At 63.9% G+C, this 16,448-nt stretch carries 19 protein-coding genes and 1 pseudogene; 10 read left to right on the plus strand and 10 right to left on the minus strand.

Annotation, left to right across the window (positions count from 1 at the left end):
• Nucleotides 1-77 precede the first annotated feature (77 nt).
• Both BQ8482_RS17830 and BQ8482_RS17835 read left to right on the plus strand, forming a co-directional pair.
• Nucleotides 78-761 carry an outer membrane lipoprotein carrier protein LolA gene (locus BQ8482_RS17830; RefSeq protein WP_123148828.1) on the plus strand — a complete coding sequence of 228 codons (684 nt, stop codon included), beginning with the start codon at nucleotides 78-80 and terminating at the stop codon, nucleotides 759-761.
• Between the two features lie 286 nt (nucleotides 762-1,047).
• Nucleotides 1,048-1,854, plus strand: a complete 807-nt coding sequence (locus tag BQ8482_RS17835; protein ID WP_123148829.1) for an exodeoxyribonuclease III — start codon at nucleotides 1,048-1,050, stop codon at nucleotides 1,852-1,854.
• A 230-nt stretch (nucleotides 1,855-2,084) separates the two neighbouring features.
• Here the strand turns inward: BQ8482_RS17835 and BQ8482_RS17840 are convergent, their stop codons facing one another.
• Complete coding sequence (locus BQ8482_RS17840) at nucleotides 2,085-2,540, minus strand: cyclic nucleotide-binding domain-containing protein (protein ID WP_123148830.1); 456 nt, start codon at nucleotides 2,538-2,540, stop codon at nucleotides 2,085-2,087.
• A 229-nt stretch (nucleotides 2,541-2,769) separates the two neighbouring features.
• Entirely contained in the window at nucleotides 2,770-3,453 is a 684-nt protein-coding gene (locus BQ8482_RS17845) for a response regulator transcription factor (RefSeq protein ID WP_029349304.1), read from the minus strand.
• 84 nt (nucleotides 3,454-3,537) lie between these two features.
• Here BQ8482_RS17845 and BQ8482_RS17850 point away from each other — a divergent pair, with 84 nt between their 5' ends.
• Nucleotides 3,538-4,134, plus strand: a complete 597-nt coding sequence (locus tag BQ8482_RS17850) for a L,D-transpeptidase family protein (RefSeq protein ID WP_123148831.1) — start codon at nucleotides 3,538-3,540, stop codon at nucleotides 4,132-4,134.
• Between the two features lie 138 nt (nucleotides 4,135-4,272).
• Here the strand turns inward: BQ8482_RS17850 and BQ8482_RS17855 are convergent, their stop codons facing one another.
• Nucleotides 4,273-4,509 carry a hypothetical protein gene (locus BQ8482_RS17855; RefSeq protein ID WP_123148832.1) on the minus strand — a complete coding sequence of 79 codons (237 nt, stop codon included), beginning with the start codon at nucleotides 4,507-4,509 and terminating at the stop codon, nucleotides 4,273-4,275.
• A 163-nt stretch (nucleotides 4,510-4,672) separates the two neighbouring features.
• Between BQ8482_RS17855 and gcvA the strand changes: the two genes are divergently transcribed.
• Nucleotides 4,673-5,608, plus strand: coding sequence for a transcriptional regulator GcvA (gcvA, locus tag BQ8482_RS17860; RefSeq protein WP_123148833.1), 936 nt, complete (start codon nucleotides 4,673-4,675; stop codon nucleotides 5,606-5,608).
• A 59-nt stretch (nucleotides 5,609-5,667) separates the two neighbouring features.
• Here gcvA and BQ8482_RS17865 read toward each other — a convergent pair whose 3' ends face one another.
• From BQ8482_RS17865 to tsaD, 6 genes are all read right to left on the minus strand, one after another.
• A complete protein-coding gene (locus BQ8482_RS17865; protein WP_123148834.1) occupies nucleotides 5,668-6,090 on the minus strand; it encodes a DUF1761 domain-containing protein in 423 nt (140 codons plus the stop codon).
• Between the two features lie 134 nt (nucleotides 6,091-6,224).
• Complete coding sequence (locus BQ8482_RS17870) at nucleotides 6,225-6,824, minus strand: class I SAM-dependent methyltransferase (RefSeq protein ID WP_208867746.1); 600 nt, start codon at nucleotides 6,822-6,824, stop codon at nucleotides 6,225-6,227.
• Nucleotides 6,825-6,877: 53 nt separating this feature from the next.
• A complete protein-coding gene (locus BQ8482_RS17875) occupies nucleotides 6,878-7,303 on the minus strand; it encodes an EVE domain-containing protein (RefSeq protein WP_123148835.1) in 426 nt (141 codons plus the stop codon).
• Nucleotides 7,304-7,430: 127 nt separating this feature from the next.
• Nucleotides 7,431-7,727 (minus strand): YciI-like protein, encoded by a 297-nt coding sequence (locus tag BQ8482_RS17880; RefSeq protein WP_123148836.1) that lies wholly within the window; start codon nucleotides 7,725-7,727, stop codon nucleotides 7,431-7,433.
• Nucleotides 7,728-7,751: 24 nt separating this feature from the next.
• Entirely contained in the window at nucleotides 7,752-8,762 is a 1,011-nt protein-coding gene (locus BQ8482_RS17885; RefSeq protein WP_123148837.1) for an NAD(P)H-dependent glycerol-3-phosphate dehydrogenase, read from the minus strand.
• Complete coding sequence (gene tsaD / locus BQ8482_RS17890; RefSeq protein ID WP_208867748.1) at nucleotides 8,759-9,844, minus strand: tRNA (adenosine(37)-N6)-threonylcarbamoyltransferase complex transferase subunit TsaD; 1,086 nt, start codon at nucleotides 9,842-9,844, stop codon at nucleotides 8,759-8,761. The genes BQ8482_RS17885 and tsaD overlap by 4 nt, the downstream gene beginning before the upstream one ends.
• A gap of 104 nt (nucleotides 9,845-9,948) precedes the next feature.
• Here tsaD and hemC point away from each other — a divergent pair, with 104 nt between their 5' ends.
• The 6 genes from hemC to BQ8482_RS17920 all read left to right on the plus strand — a co-directional run bounded on the left by hemC (nucleotide 9,949) and on the right by BQ8482_RS17920 (nucleotide 16,042).
• A complete protein-coding gene (gene hemC, locus BQ8482_RS17895) occupies nucleotides 9,949-10,875 on the plus strand; it encodes a hydroxymethylbilane synthase (protein WP_123148839.1) in 927 nt (308 codons plus the stop codon).
• Nucleotide 10,876: 1 nt separating this feature from the next.
• Complete coding sequence (locus BQ8482_RS17900; RefSeq protein WP_123148840.1) at nucleotides 10,877-11,593, plus strand: uroporphyrinogen-III synthase; 717 nt, start codon at nucleotides 10,877-10,879, stop codon at nucleotides 11,591-11,593.
• Nucleotides 11,594-11,683: 90 nt separating this feature from the next.
• Nucleotides 11,684-13,198: a COG4223 family protein gene (locus tag BQ8482_RS17905; protein ID WP_123148841.1), complete on the plus strand. Its 1,515-nt coding sequence runs from the start codon at nucleotides 11,684-11,686 to the stop codon at nucleotides 13,196-13,198.
• A 10-nt stretch (nucleotides 13,199-13,208) separates the two neighbouring features.
• On the plus strand, nucleotides 13,209-14,789 hold the full coding sequence (locus BQ8482_RS17910) for a heme biosynthesis protein HemY (RefSeq protein WP_123148842.1): 1,581 nt from the start codon (nucleotides 13,209-13,211) through the stop codon (nucleotides 14,787-14,789).
• 45 nt (nucleotides 14,790-14,834) lie between these two features.
• Nucleotides 14,835-15,314 (plus strand): tellurite resistance TerB family protein, encoded by a 480-nt coding sequence (locus BQ8482_RS17915; protein WP_123148843.1) that lies wholly within the window; start codon nucleotides 14,835-14,837, stop codon nucleotides 15,312-15,314.
• 11 nt (nucleotides 15,315-15,325) lie between these two features.
• Nucleotides 15,326-16,042: a glutamine amidotransferase gene (locus BQ8482_RS17920; RefSeq protein WP_123148844.1), complete on the plus strand. Its 717-nt coding sequence runs from the start codon at nucleotides 15,326-15,328 to the stop codon at nucleotides 16,040-16,042.
• A 174-nt stretch (nucleotides 16,043-16,216) separates the two neighbouring features.
• Here the strand turns inward: BQ8482_RS17920 and BQ8482_RS39340 are convergent.
• Nucleotides 16,217-16,448 (minus strand): annotated as a pseudogene (locus BQ8482_RS39340) (oxidoreductase); the annotation flags it as partial.

Genomic DNA, 16,448 nt, shown 5'->3' on the forward strand with positions numbered 1-16,448 from the left:
TGTTCGGCCGCCAAACTTAAGCCCAACTGGGGGGCCAAACACTGCGACAACAGATAAACCAGACGAGAGTGACCGGCATGAAAAACTCTTCTTTCGCCACGATCAGCGATTTTGCCCCGACCCGCCGCCAGCTGCTTGGCCTCGGCCTGATCCTGGCAGGTGCTGCGGCCATCAATGTCGTGCCCGGGGTCCAGTTGCTGGCGTCGGCGCAAGCGGCGGTGCCACCCACCGCGCAGAAGATCGCCGACCATTTTTCCTCGGTCAAATCGATGGCCGGCGAATTCGTGCAGTTCGGACCCAAGGGCGAACAGACCGGCGGCAAGTTCTTTCTGGAACGGCCGGGCAAGATCCGCTTCAACTATGACGGAACGTCGAATTTCAGGGTGATTTCCGACGGCAAGTCGGTGGTCATCCTCAACAAGCGGCTGAAAACGTCCGATCTCTATCCGCTGTCGAAGACGCCGCTCAAGCTGCTGCTCGACAACAGGATCGACCTCTCCGGCGGCCGCGTCAAAAGCGTCAAGGAAGAAAACGACGTCACCACCATTCAACTCGCCGACAAATCAGTGTTCGGCAGTTCGAAGATCACTATGATGTTCGATCCGAAAACCTACGAATTGCGCCAGTGGACGATCACCGATGCGCAAGGCAAGGACACGACGGTGATGATCTTCAACGTCAGGGAAGGCGTAAGCTTCGCCCCCGACACTTTTGCCATCGACTATACGGCGAACCGGGAACTGAACACCAAGTCGCGGTAGGATCCGCTGTTATTCAGGTGAGGCCGGCCTGCGAATGGCGGGTTCCTGCGTTTCCGGTGCTCACGTACTTTAAGTACGCTCCGCTCCGGTTCTCGGAACCCACCATTCTCGACTCGGCCTGACCTGAATCTCAGCGAACCCTGGTGCCAGCCCGGGCCGCGCTTCGAGCGCGGCCGGCTTGTTTTTGCGGTGCGCGGCTGGCAGTAGTTTCCGGGATTGACTTTCAAAAGGCGTCGTTCCCGTCGGAGCCATCTGGCGGACCTTGCGCTGTCCCGGAATCCCAAACATGCCCTTTTCCATCGCTACCTGGAACATCAATTCCGTCCGCCTGCGCATGCCGATCGTCGAACGCCTGCTTGTCGAACAGGCACCGGACGTGCTCTGCCTGCAGGAAACCAAAGTTCCCGACGAGCTGTTTCCTGAAAAGGCGTTTCGCAAGCTCGGCTACGAGCACATCGTGTTCCACGGCCAGAAGGGCTATCACGGCGTGGCGACGGTGGCGCGCCGGCCGCTCGAAGTAGTCGAAAAGCGCCGCTTCTGCGAGATTGAGGACTGCCGGCATCTGTCGGTCACCGTGCGGGCCGGCGGCAAGGCGATCCTGCTGCACAATTTCTACGTTCCGGCCGGCGGCGACGAGCCCGATCCCATCATCAACCGCAAGTTCAAGCACAAGCTCGATTTCGTCGCCGAAATGAACGCTATCCGCGCCGAGCACGACGAAATGTCCGGTTCGATCCTGGTCGGCGACCTCAACATCGCGCCGCTCGAGCACGATGTCTGGTCGCACAAGCAGCTCTTGAAAGTGGTCAGCCATACGCCGGTGGAGACGGAAAATTTCGAGGCGATGCGGCTCGCCGGCGAGTGGGTCGACCTGATGCGGCTCAACGTGCCTTATGAGCAAAAGCTCTACACCTGGTGGAGCTATCGCGCGCAGGATTGGGAAGCGTCGGATCGCGGCCGGCGGCTCGACCATGTCTGGTCGTCGCCAAATCTGGTGCCGAGCTTTGCCGGCTACGAAATCCTGCGGCCGGCCCGCGGCTGGGAACGGCCTTCGGACCATGTGCCGGTGATCGCGCGGTTCGACCTGGATTAGGTGTATCGATATTCAGATGAGGCCGGCCTGCGAATGGTGGTCTCCTGCGCTTCCGGTGCTCACGTACCCAAAAGTACGGTTCTCGGACCCCACCATTCTGGTCGCTTCGCGCCCGTCTTCGACTCCGGCTCTGCCTGATCTGAATCTCGACACACCTCAGCCCTTGCCGCCCTGATCCGATTGGCTTTCACGGTCTGTTGGTTGCGAGGGCGAGTTGAAAAGCATCCGGTTCAGTTGTCGAAACGCGGCGCCAGTTTCTCGATGCGGCGGATCAATGCCTGAAAATCCTCCGAGATGCGCTGGTGCAGATGGACCGCGATATCGGGATATTCCTCCAGGATGCGGTGGAACATCTTGCGGCTGAGCCGCAGCACTTCCGAATCGATTTCGGCGGATGCGCTGGTCAGCCGGTTGGTGTCGGCGATCAGCGCCAGTTCGCTCAACATGGTACCGGGGCCGGCCGTGCCTATCGGCACGCGGGCGCCATCCTGCTCGCGATAGAGCACGATGCGCCCGCTGACCACGATGTAGGCACAATCGGCCTCGTCGTCCTCGCGGTAGAGCTTGTGGTCGGCCTGCAGGCTGGTGGTTTCCGCGCCAAAGGCGAGCAGACGCAACTGTTCCTGCGTGAAGCCCTCGAAGAGCCTCACGGCGGACAGGATGCGGATGTCGTCATCCAACGCCATCTAGCTATGTCCCCGAACGGCCAGTCCAATCCCTCCCTTAGAGCGCCGAGCCTCCTTTCGACGCGCAAAGGACGCTCGAACGCTTTGAACTTGACCCACCGTGCTTTCCAAAAATCGAACCGATTTTTGGGCCGATGCGTCAGCGAGTTCGATCCAGAACCACCTCCAGTCTCAGGATCGTACCCCGAAAGCGGCCCCTGCCCCGACCGCTGATTGAATGATTAAATGTTTAAGGAACCAGCTTGTAGCCGCCGCTTTCTGTCACAAGAATTTCTGCATTGGAAGGATCGCGCTCGATCTTCTGGCGCAGCCGATAGACATGGGTTTCCAGCGTGTGCGTGGTGACGCCGGAATTGTAGCCCCAGACTTCCTCGAGCAGCACGTCGCGCGTCACCACCTTCTGGTCGGCGCGATAGAGATACTTGATGATCGAGGCTTCCTTTTCGGTTAGCCGCACCTTGGCGCCGCGCTGGTCGATCAGAAGCTTCTGGCTGGGCTTGAAGGTGTAGGGGCCGACCGAAAAGGTGGCGTCTTCGCTCTGCTCATGCTGGCGAAGCTGGGCACGGATACGGGCCAAGAGAACCGCGAAGCGGAACGGCTTGGTCACATAGTCGTTGGCGCCGGCTTCGAGGCCGAGAATCGTGTCGGAATCGGTGTCGTGTCCCGTCAGCATAATGATGGGCGACTTGTAGCCGCCCTTGCGTAGTATCTTCACCGCCTCCCGGCCATCCATGTCGGGCAGGCCGACATCCATGATGAGCAGATCGATGAGGCCGCCGCGGGCCGTGGCGACGCCTTTGGCGGCGGTTGATTCCTGCAGGACATCGAATTCCTCATAGAGAGACAATTGCTCAACGAGCGTGCCGCGCAGGTCGTCATCGTCATCGACGATCAGAATGGTGCGTGAAGTCATGGATCAATCCGTTGTTTTGAAAAGAAAATTCAGTTGACCGCTGCCTGTTTATGCGGAAGCTGACCGGCACAACAGCCGATCACAATGATTTGTTCCGTGGCACGATCATACAAGAAAAAACGCGCGTGCAATGAGGCGAGCGCATTTTTGCGAAAAGGGCTTCGTGTTCTCACGGTGCGTGCCAGGCCCGGCCACGCCAGCCAGGGGCTCCTGCAGGCCGGCAAACTGGTGTTTTCCTGTGCGCTGGGATGCGGCGGCATATCGGCCGGCAAACGCGAAGGCGACGGCGCCACGCCGCTTGGTTCGATGAGGATCCTGTCGGGATATTTCCGTAACGATCATTTCTCCGGCGGCCGCAAAACCCGGCTGGCGATGACACCGATCGGTCCCGATCTCGGCTGGTGCGAAGTGCCTGAGGACCGCAACTACAACCGTCCGGTCAAGATTCCCTATGGCGCCAGCCACGAGCGGATGCTGCGCGCCGACCGGCTCTATGATGCCTGCCTGGTGCTCGACTGGAACATTTCGCCGCGCCGCCGCGGGCGCGGCAGCGCCATCTTCTTTCATCTGGCGCGCCCCGGCTTCACGCCGACGCAAGGCTGCGTCGCGGTGACGGCGCGCACGATGGCCCGGCTGCTGCCGCTGCTGTCGGACCGCACGGTGATGAGGGTGGTGAGGTAGGGGAATAGGGGGATAGGGGAATAGGGCAGTAGGGGAATAGGGAAGGAACAAAGTGTCAGTAGGATTGCGCAGGCGCGCCGCTTGCCTATTCGTTTTCCTACTGCCCTACTGCCCTACTGCCCTACTGCCCTACTCCCCCTACGTCCGCGGCCTCTGCCAGCCGATGTCGAGCAGACCCAACCGGCCGAGTTCCCGGTCCATCACGTGCGCGACATCCTTGCGTTCGGCGCCGATGTCGCGCAATTGGCGGTCCGGAAGATCCTCGACTTTTTCATGCGGGAGGTTGACCGCAACTTTCGCATGGCGAAACCAGTCAAGCGTCGCGCGCAGCCAGGCCGGGCGGACGGTTTCAGAGCTCAAGGCAATGTGAGACATCGTGCAATCCGCTTCTCCGGATATCAAATCCGGCTTGATGTTTATTCGATGGTCACATCATGACGGATTGAAAATAAAACGAGAAACGAGTAGTTTTCTCTCCATCTTCAAGTTTTGTTTGAGGATTGGAAATGCTCGACCGGCCTCTTCTCGTCCTACTCTGATGGCTCGCCTGCTGCCCGGAACCCGTGCACTGCGGACGCTGGAGGCGGCGGCCCGGCACCTCAATTTCACCCGCGCCGCAGACGAGCTCGGCCTGACGCCGGCCGCGGTCAGCCACCAGATCAAGGAAATCGAGGATCAGCTCGGCATCGTGCTGTTCACGCGCACCAGCCGCACGATCCGGCTGACGGAGGCGGGCGCGGTGTTGTTCGAGGCCTCGACCGACGCGCTCGACCTGCTTGGCCGGGCCGTCTCACGGGCGCACAAGATGGCGCGCGGAACGGCGCTGCTGAAAGTGACCCTCGACGCCCAGTTCGCGACAAAATGGCTTATGCGGCGCGTCGATGATTTTCGCAAGCAGCGGCCTGGCATCGAGCTCCGCTTCGACATTGCCTCCGAATTGCGCGATTTCGACCTGGACGACGTCGATGTCGGCATCCGATTCGGCGCGGGAAAATATCCGGGCCTTTGCACCCACCGGCTGTTCGAAAATGTCATCATACCTGTGTGCAGCCCCAGCCTGCTGGCCTCCGGCCCGCCGCTGCGCGAGCCACGCGATCTCTTCCATCACACGCTCGCCCATATCGAGTGGGCGCGACAAGGCGTGACCTGGCCGAATTGGCGGATGTGGATGGCGGCGGCCGGCGTCGACGATTTCGACGACAGCCGGACAATCGTGTTCAACACCTCGACCGACGCCGTACAGGCCGCGCTCGACGGCAATGCCGTCGCACTCGCCGATTTTGCCATGGTGGCAAACGACCTTTCCGAGGGCCGGCTGATCCGGCCCTTCGAACTTGGCATCAAGGTTCCGCCCGACTTCGCCTACTTCCTGGTCTATCCCATCGCCTCGGCCAACGACCCCAGGATCGTGGCGTTCAGGGATTGGCTCCTGAACGAAGTTCACAACCCGCAGCCGGACCCGACGCTGGGATGAGCTTTACGTCGCTCTGAGTGGCCAGCCGGCGGTCGTCGACCTATTTCGTGGCGGCAGGGTCAGCCGGCAACTTCCGCCGCGCCGGACCAGCCGATCACCGCGCCGATGATCAGCAGCACGCCAAGCCAGTGGCTGCCGTCGATGATGGTCAGATCCCAGCCGAAACCTTGGTAGCGATGATTGACGGAAAGCGTCGTGGCGACGAATCCGAGCCAGAGAACGAAGCCGAAGACGAGCCCGGCAATGAGGCTCGGTTCGCCACCGGTCATCGCTCCAATGACCAGAGACATGACGAGCGCCATAACAAGTTCCGCGATGAAGCTGATGACGAAGGGCAACGGCGATTTACCCATGGTCGCCGGATCAAGCTTGGCGGCCTTGAGCCACGGCTTGCTCAGGCCCATGTACCAGGCAGCGCCGAACAACCACGCCACCACCGCGGCGACGATCACCGCCAGCCAGTTCACTGCTGAGAAATCCATGATTTCCCTCCCCGGAAGCATGTCGCCCAAAAGCATGCCCCCGGGCCCGAACCGGGGGTGCCCAGCGGTTTTGGGACAACGACATGCGTATTCTCAAAATCGATGCGTGATGGAACGCCTGTTCGGCGGTGCCATCAAGCAAACCGCCAGACGGTCGTGCGCTTGACCAGGGCGTCTTCCAGCGCCCGGGTTACCGCCACTTCATAGACGGCAAGCGGTTCCAGCCCCGTCTTCGGCAGATAGGAGCGGCCGGGATCGCCAACGAGGATGTCGGCGCCGCGCGCCTTCAGCGTCGCGAACCATGGCATAAGCCGGTCGGCGAAGGATTTGTCGTAGAAGACGTCGCCGGCCAGAACCACATCCCAACCCGCATCGGTTCCGATGCAGTCCGAGCCGAGGAACTTTATTCCGACATCATTGGCCTCGGCGTTGAGGCGGATCGCCGTCGCGCAGAACGGGTCGATGTCGGCGGCGATCACCTCTGCCGCGCCGGCCTTCGCCGCCGCAAAGGCGACAAGGCCGGAACCGGAGGCAAAGTCGAGCACGCGCTTGCCCTGCACATCAGCCGGATTGTCGAGGATGTAGCGGGCAAGGCCTTGGCCGCCGGCCCAGGCGAAGGCCCAGAAAGGCGGCGGCAGGCCGATTTCGGCCAGTTCGTCCTCGGTCCGCTGCCACAATTCATGCGCTTCGTCGGCCAGATGCAGCAGGATCTCCGGCACATGCGGCGGCGCCATCAGCGCCGTGTTGTCGAGGATGAAGTTTCTCGCGCTGTTTGGCGTCAGCGCCGTCACGGAGCCGGCGTCAGGCCGCCCATGCGGCAGACCTCTTTCCATTCGGCCGGCGTCACCGGCTGCACGGAAAGCCGTCCGAGCCGGACCAGTGCCATCTCGGCAAGCTTGGGATTGGCCTTGACCTGTTCCAGCGTCACCGGCTTCGGCACATCCTTGACGGCGCGGATATCGACGCATTCCCAGCGTGGATCATCTGACGTGGTGTCCTGATGGGCCAGCGCGCAGACCTCGACGATGCCGACCACGTCGAGCCCGTCGTTGGAATGGTAGAAGAAGCCGAGATCGCCGATCTGCATCGCCTTCATGTTGTTGCGCGCCGCATAATTGCGCACGCCGTCCCATTGCGTGCCGGCCTTGCCCTTCGCCTTGAGGTCCTCGAAGGAGAAGACCGAGGGTTCGGATTTGAACAGCCAGTAGTTCATCGTTTTTGCTCCTCCTGGCGGCTGAGAATCAGCTACAGCGCCGCGCGTCTTTCAGACGCGCAAAGGACGCTGTGGCACTTTGATTTTGCGCATGATCCTTTCCGAAAATCGATTCCGATTTTCGGGGTCATGCGCTCGCCGGCTTGTTGAAGGTCCAATTCCATTGCCGGATTTCGACGCTTTCGAACAGCCCGGCCTTGGCGTAGGGGTCTGCTGCCGACAGCGCCTCTGCCGCGGCCAGATCGGGCGCCTCGACCACGACGAGACTGCCGTTCGGCTTGCCGTCCGTGTCGAGGAACGGACCGGCGAAGGCCAGCTTCTTCTCGCCGTTCAATCCTTCCAGGAAGGCAACATGCTCGGGCCGCGTATCCAGCCGCACCTGCAGGCGTCCGGCCCTGTCCTTGCAAATCAAAGCAAACAGCATCTTCCATCTCCGGATCGTTCGAGGTTACACGTCGCTTTCGGTCTTCAGCGGCCTTGTCATCAGCGCCGACACAGCCTGCCGGATGGTGATCGTGCCGTCCAGTATGGCGGCGACGGCGGCGATGATCGGCGCGTCGATCTTGCGTTCGGTGGCGATGCGGGCGGCGATCGCCGCCGTCGGCACGCCTTCGGCCAAGCGCAGCCCGGCAAGCGGCTTGCCTTGCCCCAGCGCCAGCCCGTAGGCGAAATTGCGCGACTGGGCGGACGAGCAGGTCAGCAGCAGATCGCCGAGGCCGGAAAGCCCCATCAGCGTTTCGGGCCTGGCGCCGAAGGCAGCACCGATGCGGCGCAATTCGACAAAGCCTCGCGTCACCATGGCGGCCTGGGCGCTGGCGCCGAGCCCAGCGCCGGTGACCGCGCCGGCGGCAATGGCGAAGACGTTCTTCAGCGCACCGCCGATCTCGACGCCGATGAGATCGTCGCTCGAATAGCAGCGCAGGTTCTGCGCCGAGAAGCGGGCGGCAAGATCGGCCGCCAGACCCTCGTTGCGGGCGGCGACCACCACGGCCGTCGGCAGACCTCTAGCGACGTCGGTGGCGAAGCTCGGGCCGGACAGGGCGGCGACCGGATTTTTAGGCAGGATCTCGTCGACGATCGCCGACAGCAAAGCGCCGGTGTCACGCTCGATGCCCTTGGCGCAGAGGACCAGCGGGACGTCTTTGGGCATATGGGTTTTCGCGGTGGTCAGCATGGCGCGCAGCGACTGCGCCGGCGCCACCGCCAGCACGCAATCGGCGCCGTCGAGCGCAGCCTCGATGTCGCTCGTTGCCACGATGCCGGCCTGGAGCGCGATGCCCGGCAGATAGCGCGGATTTTCGCCACGGTCGATCGCGGCGACGGTCTCCGGGTCGCGCGCATAGAGGCGGACGAAATGACCGGCTCGCAACATGGCCAGCGCCAGCGCCGTGCCCCAGGCACCGCCGCCGAGTACGGCAATGCGCCAGCCGCTTGGCGCCTTGTGCCCGCTGCCGGTCATGCCTTGGCCCCGCGCCGGCCCGAGCCGACCATCGGGGCAGAGATGCTGTCCAGCGGCCAGCGCGAGCGCGGCACGAAATCGGCGGTGTTTTCACCCGCGATGCCAGCGCGCAACCGCTCGATGCCGGCCCAGGCGATCATCGCCGCATTGTCGGTGCAGAGTTTGAGCGGCGGCGCGACGAAAGCAAAGCCGGCTTTCTCGCACAGGGCTTCGAGCGTCGTCTTAATCGTCCGGTTGGCGGCGACGCCGCCGGCAACAACGAGCGCAGGCTTCAGTTCGCCTGGAAATTCCTGACGGAATCGGTTCAGCGCCCTCGCAACGCGATCGTCCAGCGCATCCGCCACCGCCGCCTGGAACGAGGCGCAGATGTCGGCGACGTCCTGGTCGCTCAACGGAGCAATGGCCGTCGCCGCCTGGCGCACGGCAGTCTTCAGCCCGGAAAAGGAGAAATCGGGCTGCGCCGAGCCCTTCATCGGCCGCGGGAAGGCGAAGCGCGCGGCATCGCCGGTCGCCGCCGCCTTCTCGACATTCGGTCCGCCAGGATAGGGCAGGCCGAGCATCTTGGCCGTCTTGTCGAAGGCTTCGCCAAGCGCATCGTCGATGGTTGTCGCCCAGCGCTGGTAGTCGCCAACGCCACGCACCGCGACGATCTGGGTGTGGCCGCCGGACACCAGCAGCAACAGGTAGGGAAAGTCGAGCCCGTCGGTCAACCGCGCGGTCAGCGCATGGCCTTCGAGGTGGTTGATTGCGATCAGCGGCTTGTTTGCGGCCGCGGCAATGGCTTTCGCCGTCATCAGCCCGACGATCAGCCCGCCGACCAGGCCGGGGCCGGCAGTCGCGGCGATTGCGTCGATGTCGGCGAGTTCGACGCCCGAATCGGCGAGCGCTGCCTCGATGATGCCGTCCAGCGCCTCGACATGGGCGCGCGCGGCGATTTCCGGCACGACGCCGCCAAAGGCTGCATGCTCCTCGATCTGGCTGAGCACGATATCTGACAGGATTTTGGGTGCGCCGCCGGCGTCCAGCGCTACCACGCTGGCGGCGGTCTCGTCGCAACTCGTCTCAATACCCAGAACGCGGATCAATTCGTCGCCATCCCTAGAGATTGTGCAACCAGCCTTTCCCCGTTAGGAGAAAGCCGGGAAAACGGCCTCAATCTGCCGGGGGTTATCACGGACGGCGCGCCATGCAAACAACCTTGAAAATCGGAACACGCGGCAGCCCGCTGGCGCTGGCGCAGGCGCATGAAACGCAAGCGCGGCTGATGGCGGCGCACGGCATGCCGGTTGAGGCGTTCGAAGTGGTCGTCATCTCGACCAGCGGCGACCGCATCCAGGACCGGCCGCTGGCGGAAGCCGGCGGCAAGGGCCTGTTCACCAAAGAGATCGAGGATGCGCTGCTGGCGCGCCGCATCGACATCGCCGTACATTCGTCAAAAGACATGCCGACGGGGTTGCCCGACGGGCTGGAACTGTCCGCCTTCCTGCCGCGCGAGGACGCCCGCGACGCTTTCGTCGGCAAGGCGGCGAAAACAATCGCCGGATTGCCGCAGTGCGCGAGGGTCGGCTCGTCCTCGCTCAGGCGCCAGGCGCTGATCCGGCGGATGCGGCCGGACCTCGAGGTGGTGATGTTTCGCGGCAATGTGCAGACGCGGCTGCGCAAGCTCGACGAGGGCGTCGCCGACGGCACCATCCTCGCCTATGCCGGGCTGAAGCGGCTCGGGCTCGAGAATGTCATCACCGACCTGATGCCGCTCGACACCTTTCCGCCGGCGCCGGGGCAAGGCGCGATCTGCATCGAAAGCCGCGTCGGCGACCTCGATGTGGAAAGGATGCTGACGGCAATCCACGACGTGCCGACCGGACAGGCGCTGGCCTGCGAGCGCGCCTTCCTTGCGGCGCTCGACGGGTCGTGCCGCACGCCAATCGCCGGCCATGCGACGATATCGGGCGGAACGGTTTTCTTCGCCGGGCTGATCATCTCGCCGGACGGCACGCAATCCCATGAGGTCAGGGCGGAAGGCCCGGCGCAGGATGCCGCCCGCATCGGCGAGGACGCCGCCAGGACCGTGCGGGCCAGGGCCGGCGAAAAATTCTTCGACGGCTGGGCCTGACATGGTTCGCGTCCTGGTGACGAGGCCGGAACCAGGCGCCTCGCGCACGGCACAGCGGCTGCGAGACCAGGGCTTTCAGCCGATCCTGCTGCCGCTGACCGAAACGGTGGCGCTGCCGGTCGATGCGGACGGGGTCGCATACAAGTCCGCGGCCGTTGCGGTCACCAGCGCCAATGCCGTGCGCCACGCGCCGAAGGAAATCATCGCGGCGCTCGCCGCCTTGCCCTGCCATGCCGTCGGCAGACGGACAGCGGAATCGGCCCGCACGGTGGGATTCCTGTCCGTCAGCGAAGGGCCGGGCGACGCCGAGGCGCTGGCCGATGCGCTTGCCGCCGGTTACGCCGGACAGACCATCGTCTATCTGTGCGGACGGGTGCGGTTTCCGGCGTTCGAGGCGCGGCTGAAGGCCGCGGATGTCCACGTCCGCGCCATCGAGACCTACGACACCGTTGCGCCAAGCTATTCGGACGCTGCAATCCTTGCGCGCCTGTCCGGCCAGCCGGTTGAAGCGGTGCTGCTCTATTCGGCCAAGGCGGCGGCAGCGATGCAGGCCCTGACCGAACGGCCGGCGCTGCGCGATCTTTTTGAAGAGACATGGTTTTTCGCGCTGTCCGGACGTATTGCCGCAGCCTTGGAAACTGTCGCCTCAGAAAAGCTCCGCGTTGCGCCGGAGCCCAGCGAGGAGGCGCTGCTGGAGCTTTTGCGGACGTGGCGTTGACCCCGTGTCATCACGCCGCCCCTTTTCACCGCTTGGTGATGTGCTAGACCCTTCTGAACCATCCCGAAGCGAATTTTGCGGAGCCTAAGCATGGTCAAGACGCCGAAGATGCGGCATTCGAAAAGCCGTCGCGAGCCGGTGACCATCGAGCTCGAACCCGGCGCTGTGTCGCGCGTTGCCGACGAGGATGCCGCCAACGGGCGGACCGACGAGGCGAAGGCGGAGGAAGCGGCAAACGCGTCGCAGCCGGAAGCGCCTGAAGAACCCGTGCATGCCGATCAGACCGACATCGAGCCGTGGGAACATGCCGACGCGGCCCCGCCGGCCGGCTCGGAAGGGCCGGCAGAGGGCGGCGCCAAAGGTCCCGAAGGACCCAAACCGACTTATCCGGCCGGCTCGGAGGCATCAGCGAACCGGGCCTTCGACTATGGCTTCGACGACGGATCCGCCAAAGCCAGTGGGAGAGGGGCCAGCGGGACGGGGACCAGCAGCGGGACCGATGAAGCGCCGAAACAAACCCAGACAGGGAATGAAGAGATGGCAGCGCAGCCGAAGCGTGGCGGCATCAACGGTATCGCTGCCGGCATTATCGGCGGCGTCATCGCGCTCGCTGCCGCCGGAGGGCTGCAGTTTGCCGGTCTGCTCGGCGCGCCAGGGGCTGGCGATGTCTCCTCGGGCGGCGTGTCGCTCGATGGCGTCAATGGCGAAATCGCTTCGCTGAAGAGCGAGATCGCAGGGCTCAAGGACACGGCCGGCAACAATGATGCGTCGGCCAAGGTGGACGGGCTGTCGTCGGCGCTGGATCAGGTCAAGACGGATGTCGCGGCGCTGAAATCGGCGGTCGAGCAGGGCGGTGCAGGCGACACTGCCGGGCTTGCAGCGCTTGGCGACAAGGTCAGGCAGATCGAGACGGCGGTCGCTGCCCTTGGCCAGGCCGGCAATACGGCGCCGGTCGATCTCGGACCGCTCAACGAAAAGCTGGCCGGGCTCGACGCGGCGGTAAAATCCGCGGGTGAGACGGCGACGGCGCAGGACCGCCGGCTTGCGGCGCTGGAACAGTCGGTGGCGCAGCTTTCCGGCAAAGTCGAGGCACAGGCCGGGCAGCCGAAGGTTGCGCTCGCCATCGCCGCTTCGGCGCTGAAGGCTGCCCTCGACCGCGGTGCGCCATTCACTGCTGAACTCGAAACCTTTGCGGCGATTTCACCGGATGCACCCGAGATCGCAGGCTTACGTGCCTACGCCGAAAAGGGCGTTCCGACCCGTGCGGAGATCGCCGCCGAAATGCCTGCCGCCGCCAATGCCATGGTCGCTGCCTCCGAGCCCGTCGACCAGAATGCCGGCTTCCTGCAAAGCCTGCTGTCGAGCGCCGAATCGCTGGTCAAGGTCAGGCCGATCGGTGCCGTCGAAGGCGCTGGCGCTCCGGAAACCGTCGCCCGCATGGAAGTGGCGGTCAACCAGGGCGACTACGCCAAGGCGCTCAGCGAATACGATACGCTGCCCGAGGCGGTGAAGGCTGCCGGCGCCGATTTTGCCGGCAGATTGAAGGCGCGAATCGAGGTCGAGAAGCAGGTCGACGCGCTGATTTCAGGTGCGATGAAGGCGTGAGGGAAACCCGATGATTCGCATTCTGCTTTTCCTTGCCGTCGTTTTCGCGCTCGGCCTGGGTTTCGCCTGGTTGGCCGACCGGCCGGGCGAGATGGTCGTCACCTTCAGCGGCTATCAGTACCAGGTCAGCCTGATGGTGGCGGCGGTGGCGGTTGTCGCCGTGGTTGCCGCGATGATGATCGTCTGGTGGCTGCTCAAGGCGCTGTGGAACAGTCCCTACACCATCTCGCGTTATTTCCGCGTGCGCCGTCGCGATCGTGGCTATCAGGCACTGTCAACCGGCATGATCGCCGCCGGCGCCGGTGACGGAGCGCTCGCCCGCAAGAAGACCAAGGAAGCGGCAAAGCTGATCCGCTCCGACCAGGAGCCGTTGATCCAATTGCTGGAGGCGCAGGCTTCGCTGCTGGAAGGCGACCACGAGGGTGCGCGCGAAAAGTTCGAGACCATGCTCGACGATCCGGAAATGCGGCTGCTCGGCCTGCGCGGGCTTTATCTCGAGGCCGAGCGCCTCGGCGATCGCAACGCTGCGCGGCACTATGCCGGCCGTGCCGCGGTGATGGCGCCGCAACTGGCCTGGGCCGCCGAATCGACGCTGGAAGACCTGACCGGGCGCGGCGACTGGGACGGCGCGCTGAAACTGGTCGACGCGCAGAAATCGACGCGCCAGATCGAGCGCGACGCCGCCAACCGGCGTCGCGCCGTGCTGCTCACCGCAAAGGCGCAGTCGCTGATCGACAGCGATCCCAATGCCGCCAAAACCGCTGCTCTCGAGGCCAACCGGCTGCGGCCGGATTTCGCCCCGGCGGCGGTCGTCGCCGCCAAACTGCTGTTCAGGCAGAACGAGGTGCGCAAGGGCGCGAAAATACTCGAAGCGGCATGGAAAGCCGAGCCGCATCCGGAGATCGCCGAGCTTTACACACACGCCCGGCCGGGCGATGCCGTGCTCGACCGCCTGAATCGGGCGAAGAAGCTGCAGGAGATGAAGAAGAACCACGCCGAATCCTCGCTGGCGGTGGCGCGCGCCGCGCTCGACGCGCAGGACTTTTCAACCGCCCGTAAAGAGGCCGAGGCGGCCATTCGCATGGATCGCCGCGAAGGCGCCTATCTGCTTCTGGCCGACATCGAGGAGGCCGAGACCGGCGATCAGGGCAAGGTGCGGCAGCTTTTGTCCAAGGCAGTGCGTGCACCGCGCGATCCGGCCTGGGTTGCCGACGGCGTCGTCTCCGAACGTTGGGCGCCGGTCTCGCCGATCACCGGCAAGCTAGACGCCTTCGAATGGCGGGCGCCGATGGAGCGGCTCGGCCAGCTCATCGACAGTGACGAGGACGCGCCGGACGCCGCGGTGCCGACCATTGCGGCGCCCATCAAGCCGGCAAAGGAAAATGTCATCGAGCTGAACCCCGCTGTTTCGTCGGAAAAACCGACCACTGCGACGGGATCGGAAAGCGGCGAAGACGATGTTACGCCGGTCAGCGCGCCGGATGCCGAAGCTGTCGAACCGGCGGAGGAACTGGCCCGGCTGCCCGACGACCCCGGCGTCGATCCGGACGACGAAGACCAAAAATCACCACGCAAATTTCGATTGTTCTGATTTGGCTGAGCTTGCTAGTTTTGGCCGATGGGAAGTAGGAATCACATGTTCGAACGCGTTCTGTCGTTTCTGAAGGACCTGCCGGCAGCTGGCAGCGCCCGCAACGACGCCGATGATCCGCGCGTTGCCGCATCCGCCCTTCTCTATCATGTGATGAGTGCCGACGGCGTGCGTCAGGATGCCGAATGGGAGCGGTTCAAGGCAGTTCTGGCGGAAAGCTATTCGATCAGTGGCGACGAGCTCGACGCGCTTGCCGCTGCCGGCGAGCGGGCCGACAATGAGGCGATCGACCTCTACGCCTTCACCAGCGTGTTGAAGCGCCAGCTCGATCCAGACGCGCGAAAAGCCTTCATCGGCCTGATGTGGGAGATCGTCTATGCCGATGGCGAATTGCACGAACTCGAGGACAATATCGTCTGGCGGGTCGCCGAGCTGATGGATGTCGAACGCCATGACCGCGTCGAGGCACGCCGCAAGGCGGCCGCCGAAGCGCCGGGCGCCACTGGAACGTCGAGCGACGAATAGACGGGATTCCGATGCCATCCATGCCGAGGCCGAGACCAAAAATCCTGATCGTGCTGCATCAGGAGAGTTCGAGCCCCGGGCGCGTCGGCCACATGCTTATCGAAGAAGGCTTCGACCTCGATCTCCGCTGCCCGCCGCTCGGCGACACCTTGCCGGAAACACTGGACGGTCACGCCGGAACCGTGGTGTTCGGCGGACCGATGAGCGCCAATGACGAGGACGATTTCGTCCGCCGCGAGACCGACTGGCTGAAAGTTCCACTCAGGGAAAACCGGCCATTGCTTGGCATCTGCCTCGGCGCGCAGATGCTGGTCAACCATCTTGGCGGCAAGGTCGAGGGTCATGGCGAGGGGCTGGTTGAGATCGGCTGGTATCCGCTGAAGGCGACCGAGGATGGCAAGAAGCTGATGCACTGGCCTGACATGGTTTACCAGTTTCACCGCGAAGGTTTTTCGCTGCCGCGGGACGCGACGCTGCTGGCGACGGCCGAAACCTATCCCAACCAGGCCTTTCGTTATGGCGACAATGCCTGGGGCATCCAGTTCCATGGCGAACTGACCAGGGCGATGATGCAGCGCTGGGTCGTTCGCGGCGCGCATCGCTTCGAGTTGCCCGGCGCGCAGCCCGGCCGCGACCATCTCGGCGGCCGGCTGATCTGGGACATGCATCTCAAACGCTGGCTCGGCGAATTCCTGCAGACGATTTTCGGCAGGCTCGCGCGGTCCTGATCTAGTTTCCGCCTATAAAACGCAAACTGTCCTGCCACCGCTGGAGCCCGACAATGAGCCAAGGGTTGCGTCAAGCCACCGGACCGGCAAGGCCTGCCTGCCGAGCGGTGAACCGAGCGACAGCAGTCTGCTGTGGCCTGCCGGTTCGACCGAAGCAGGACGTCGTTGCCGACGTCAGACCGGCAGCCCGTTCTGCTTTCGCAGGCTCTTGTCGAATGCGGATGCCGGGACGAAACGGCGCAGGAAACTGACCTGGCGCGCCATTTTTCCCGCCGCATAGCGCCTCTTCGGAGCGGGATCGGTCGCAGCCTTCAAGACCGTCTCGGCTACGATTTCGGGAGCATCGCCTTTTTCCATTGCTTTCCGCACGACTGCGTTCATGCCAGCGCGCGCAGCGTCATAGATA

Origin of the sequence: Mesorhizobium delmotii, from assembly GCF_900149755.1 — a bacterium.
In the GTDB taxonomy this organism is placed as follows: domain Bacteria; phylum Pseudomonadota; class Alphaproteobacteria; order Rhizobiales; family Rhizobiaceae; genus Mesorhizobium; species Mesorhizobium delmotii.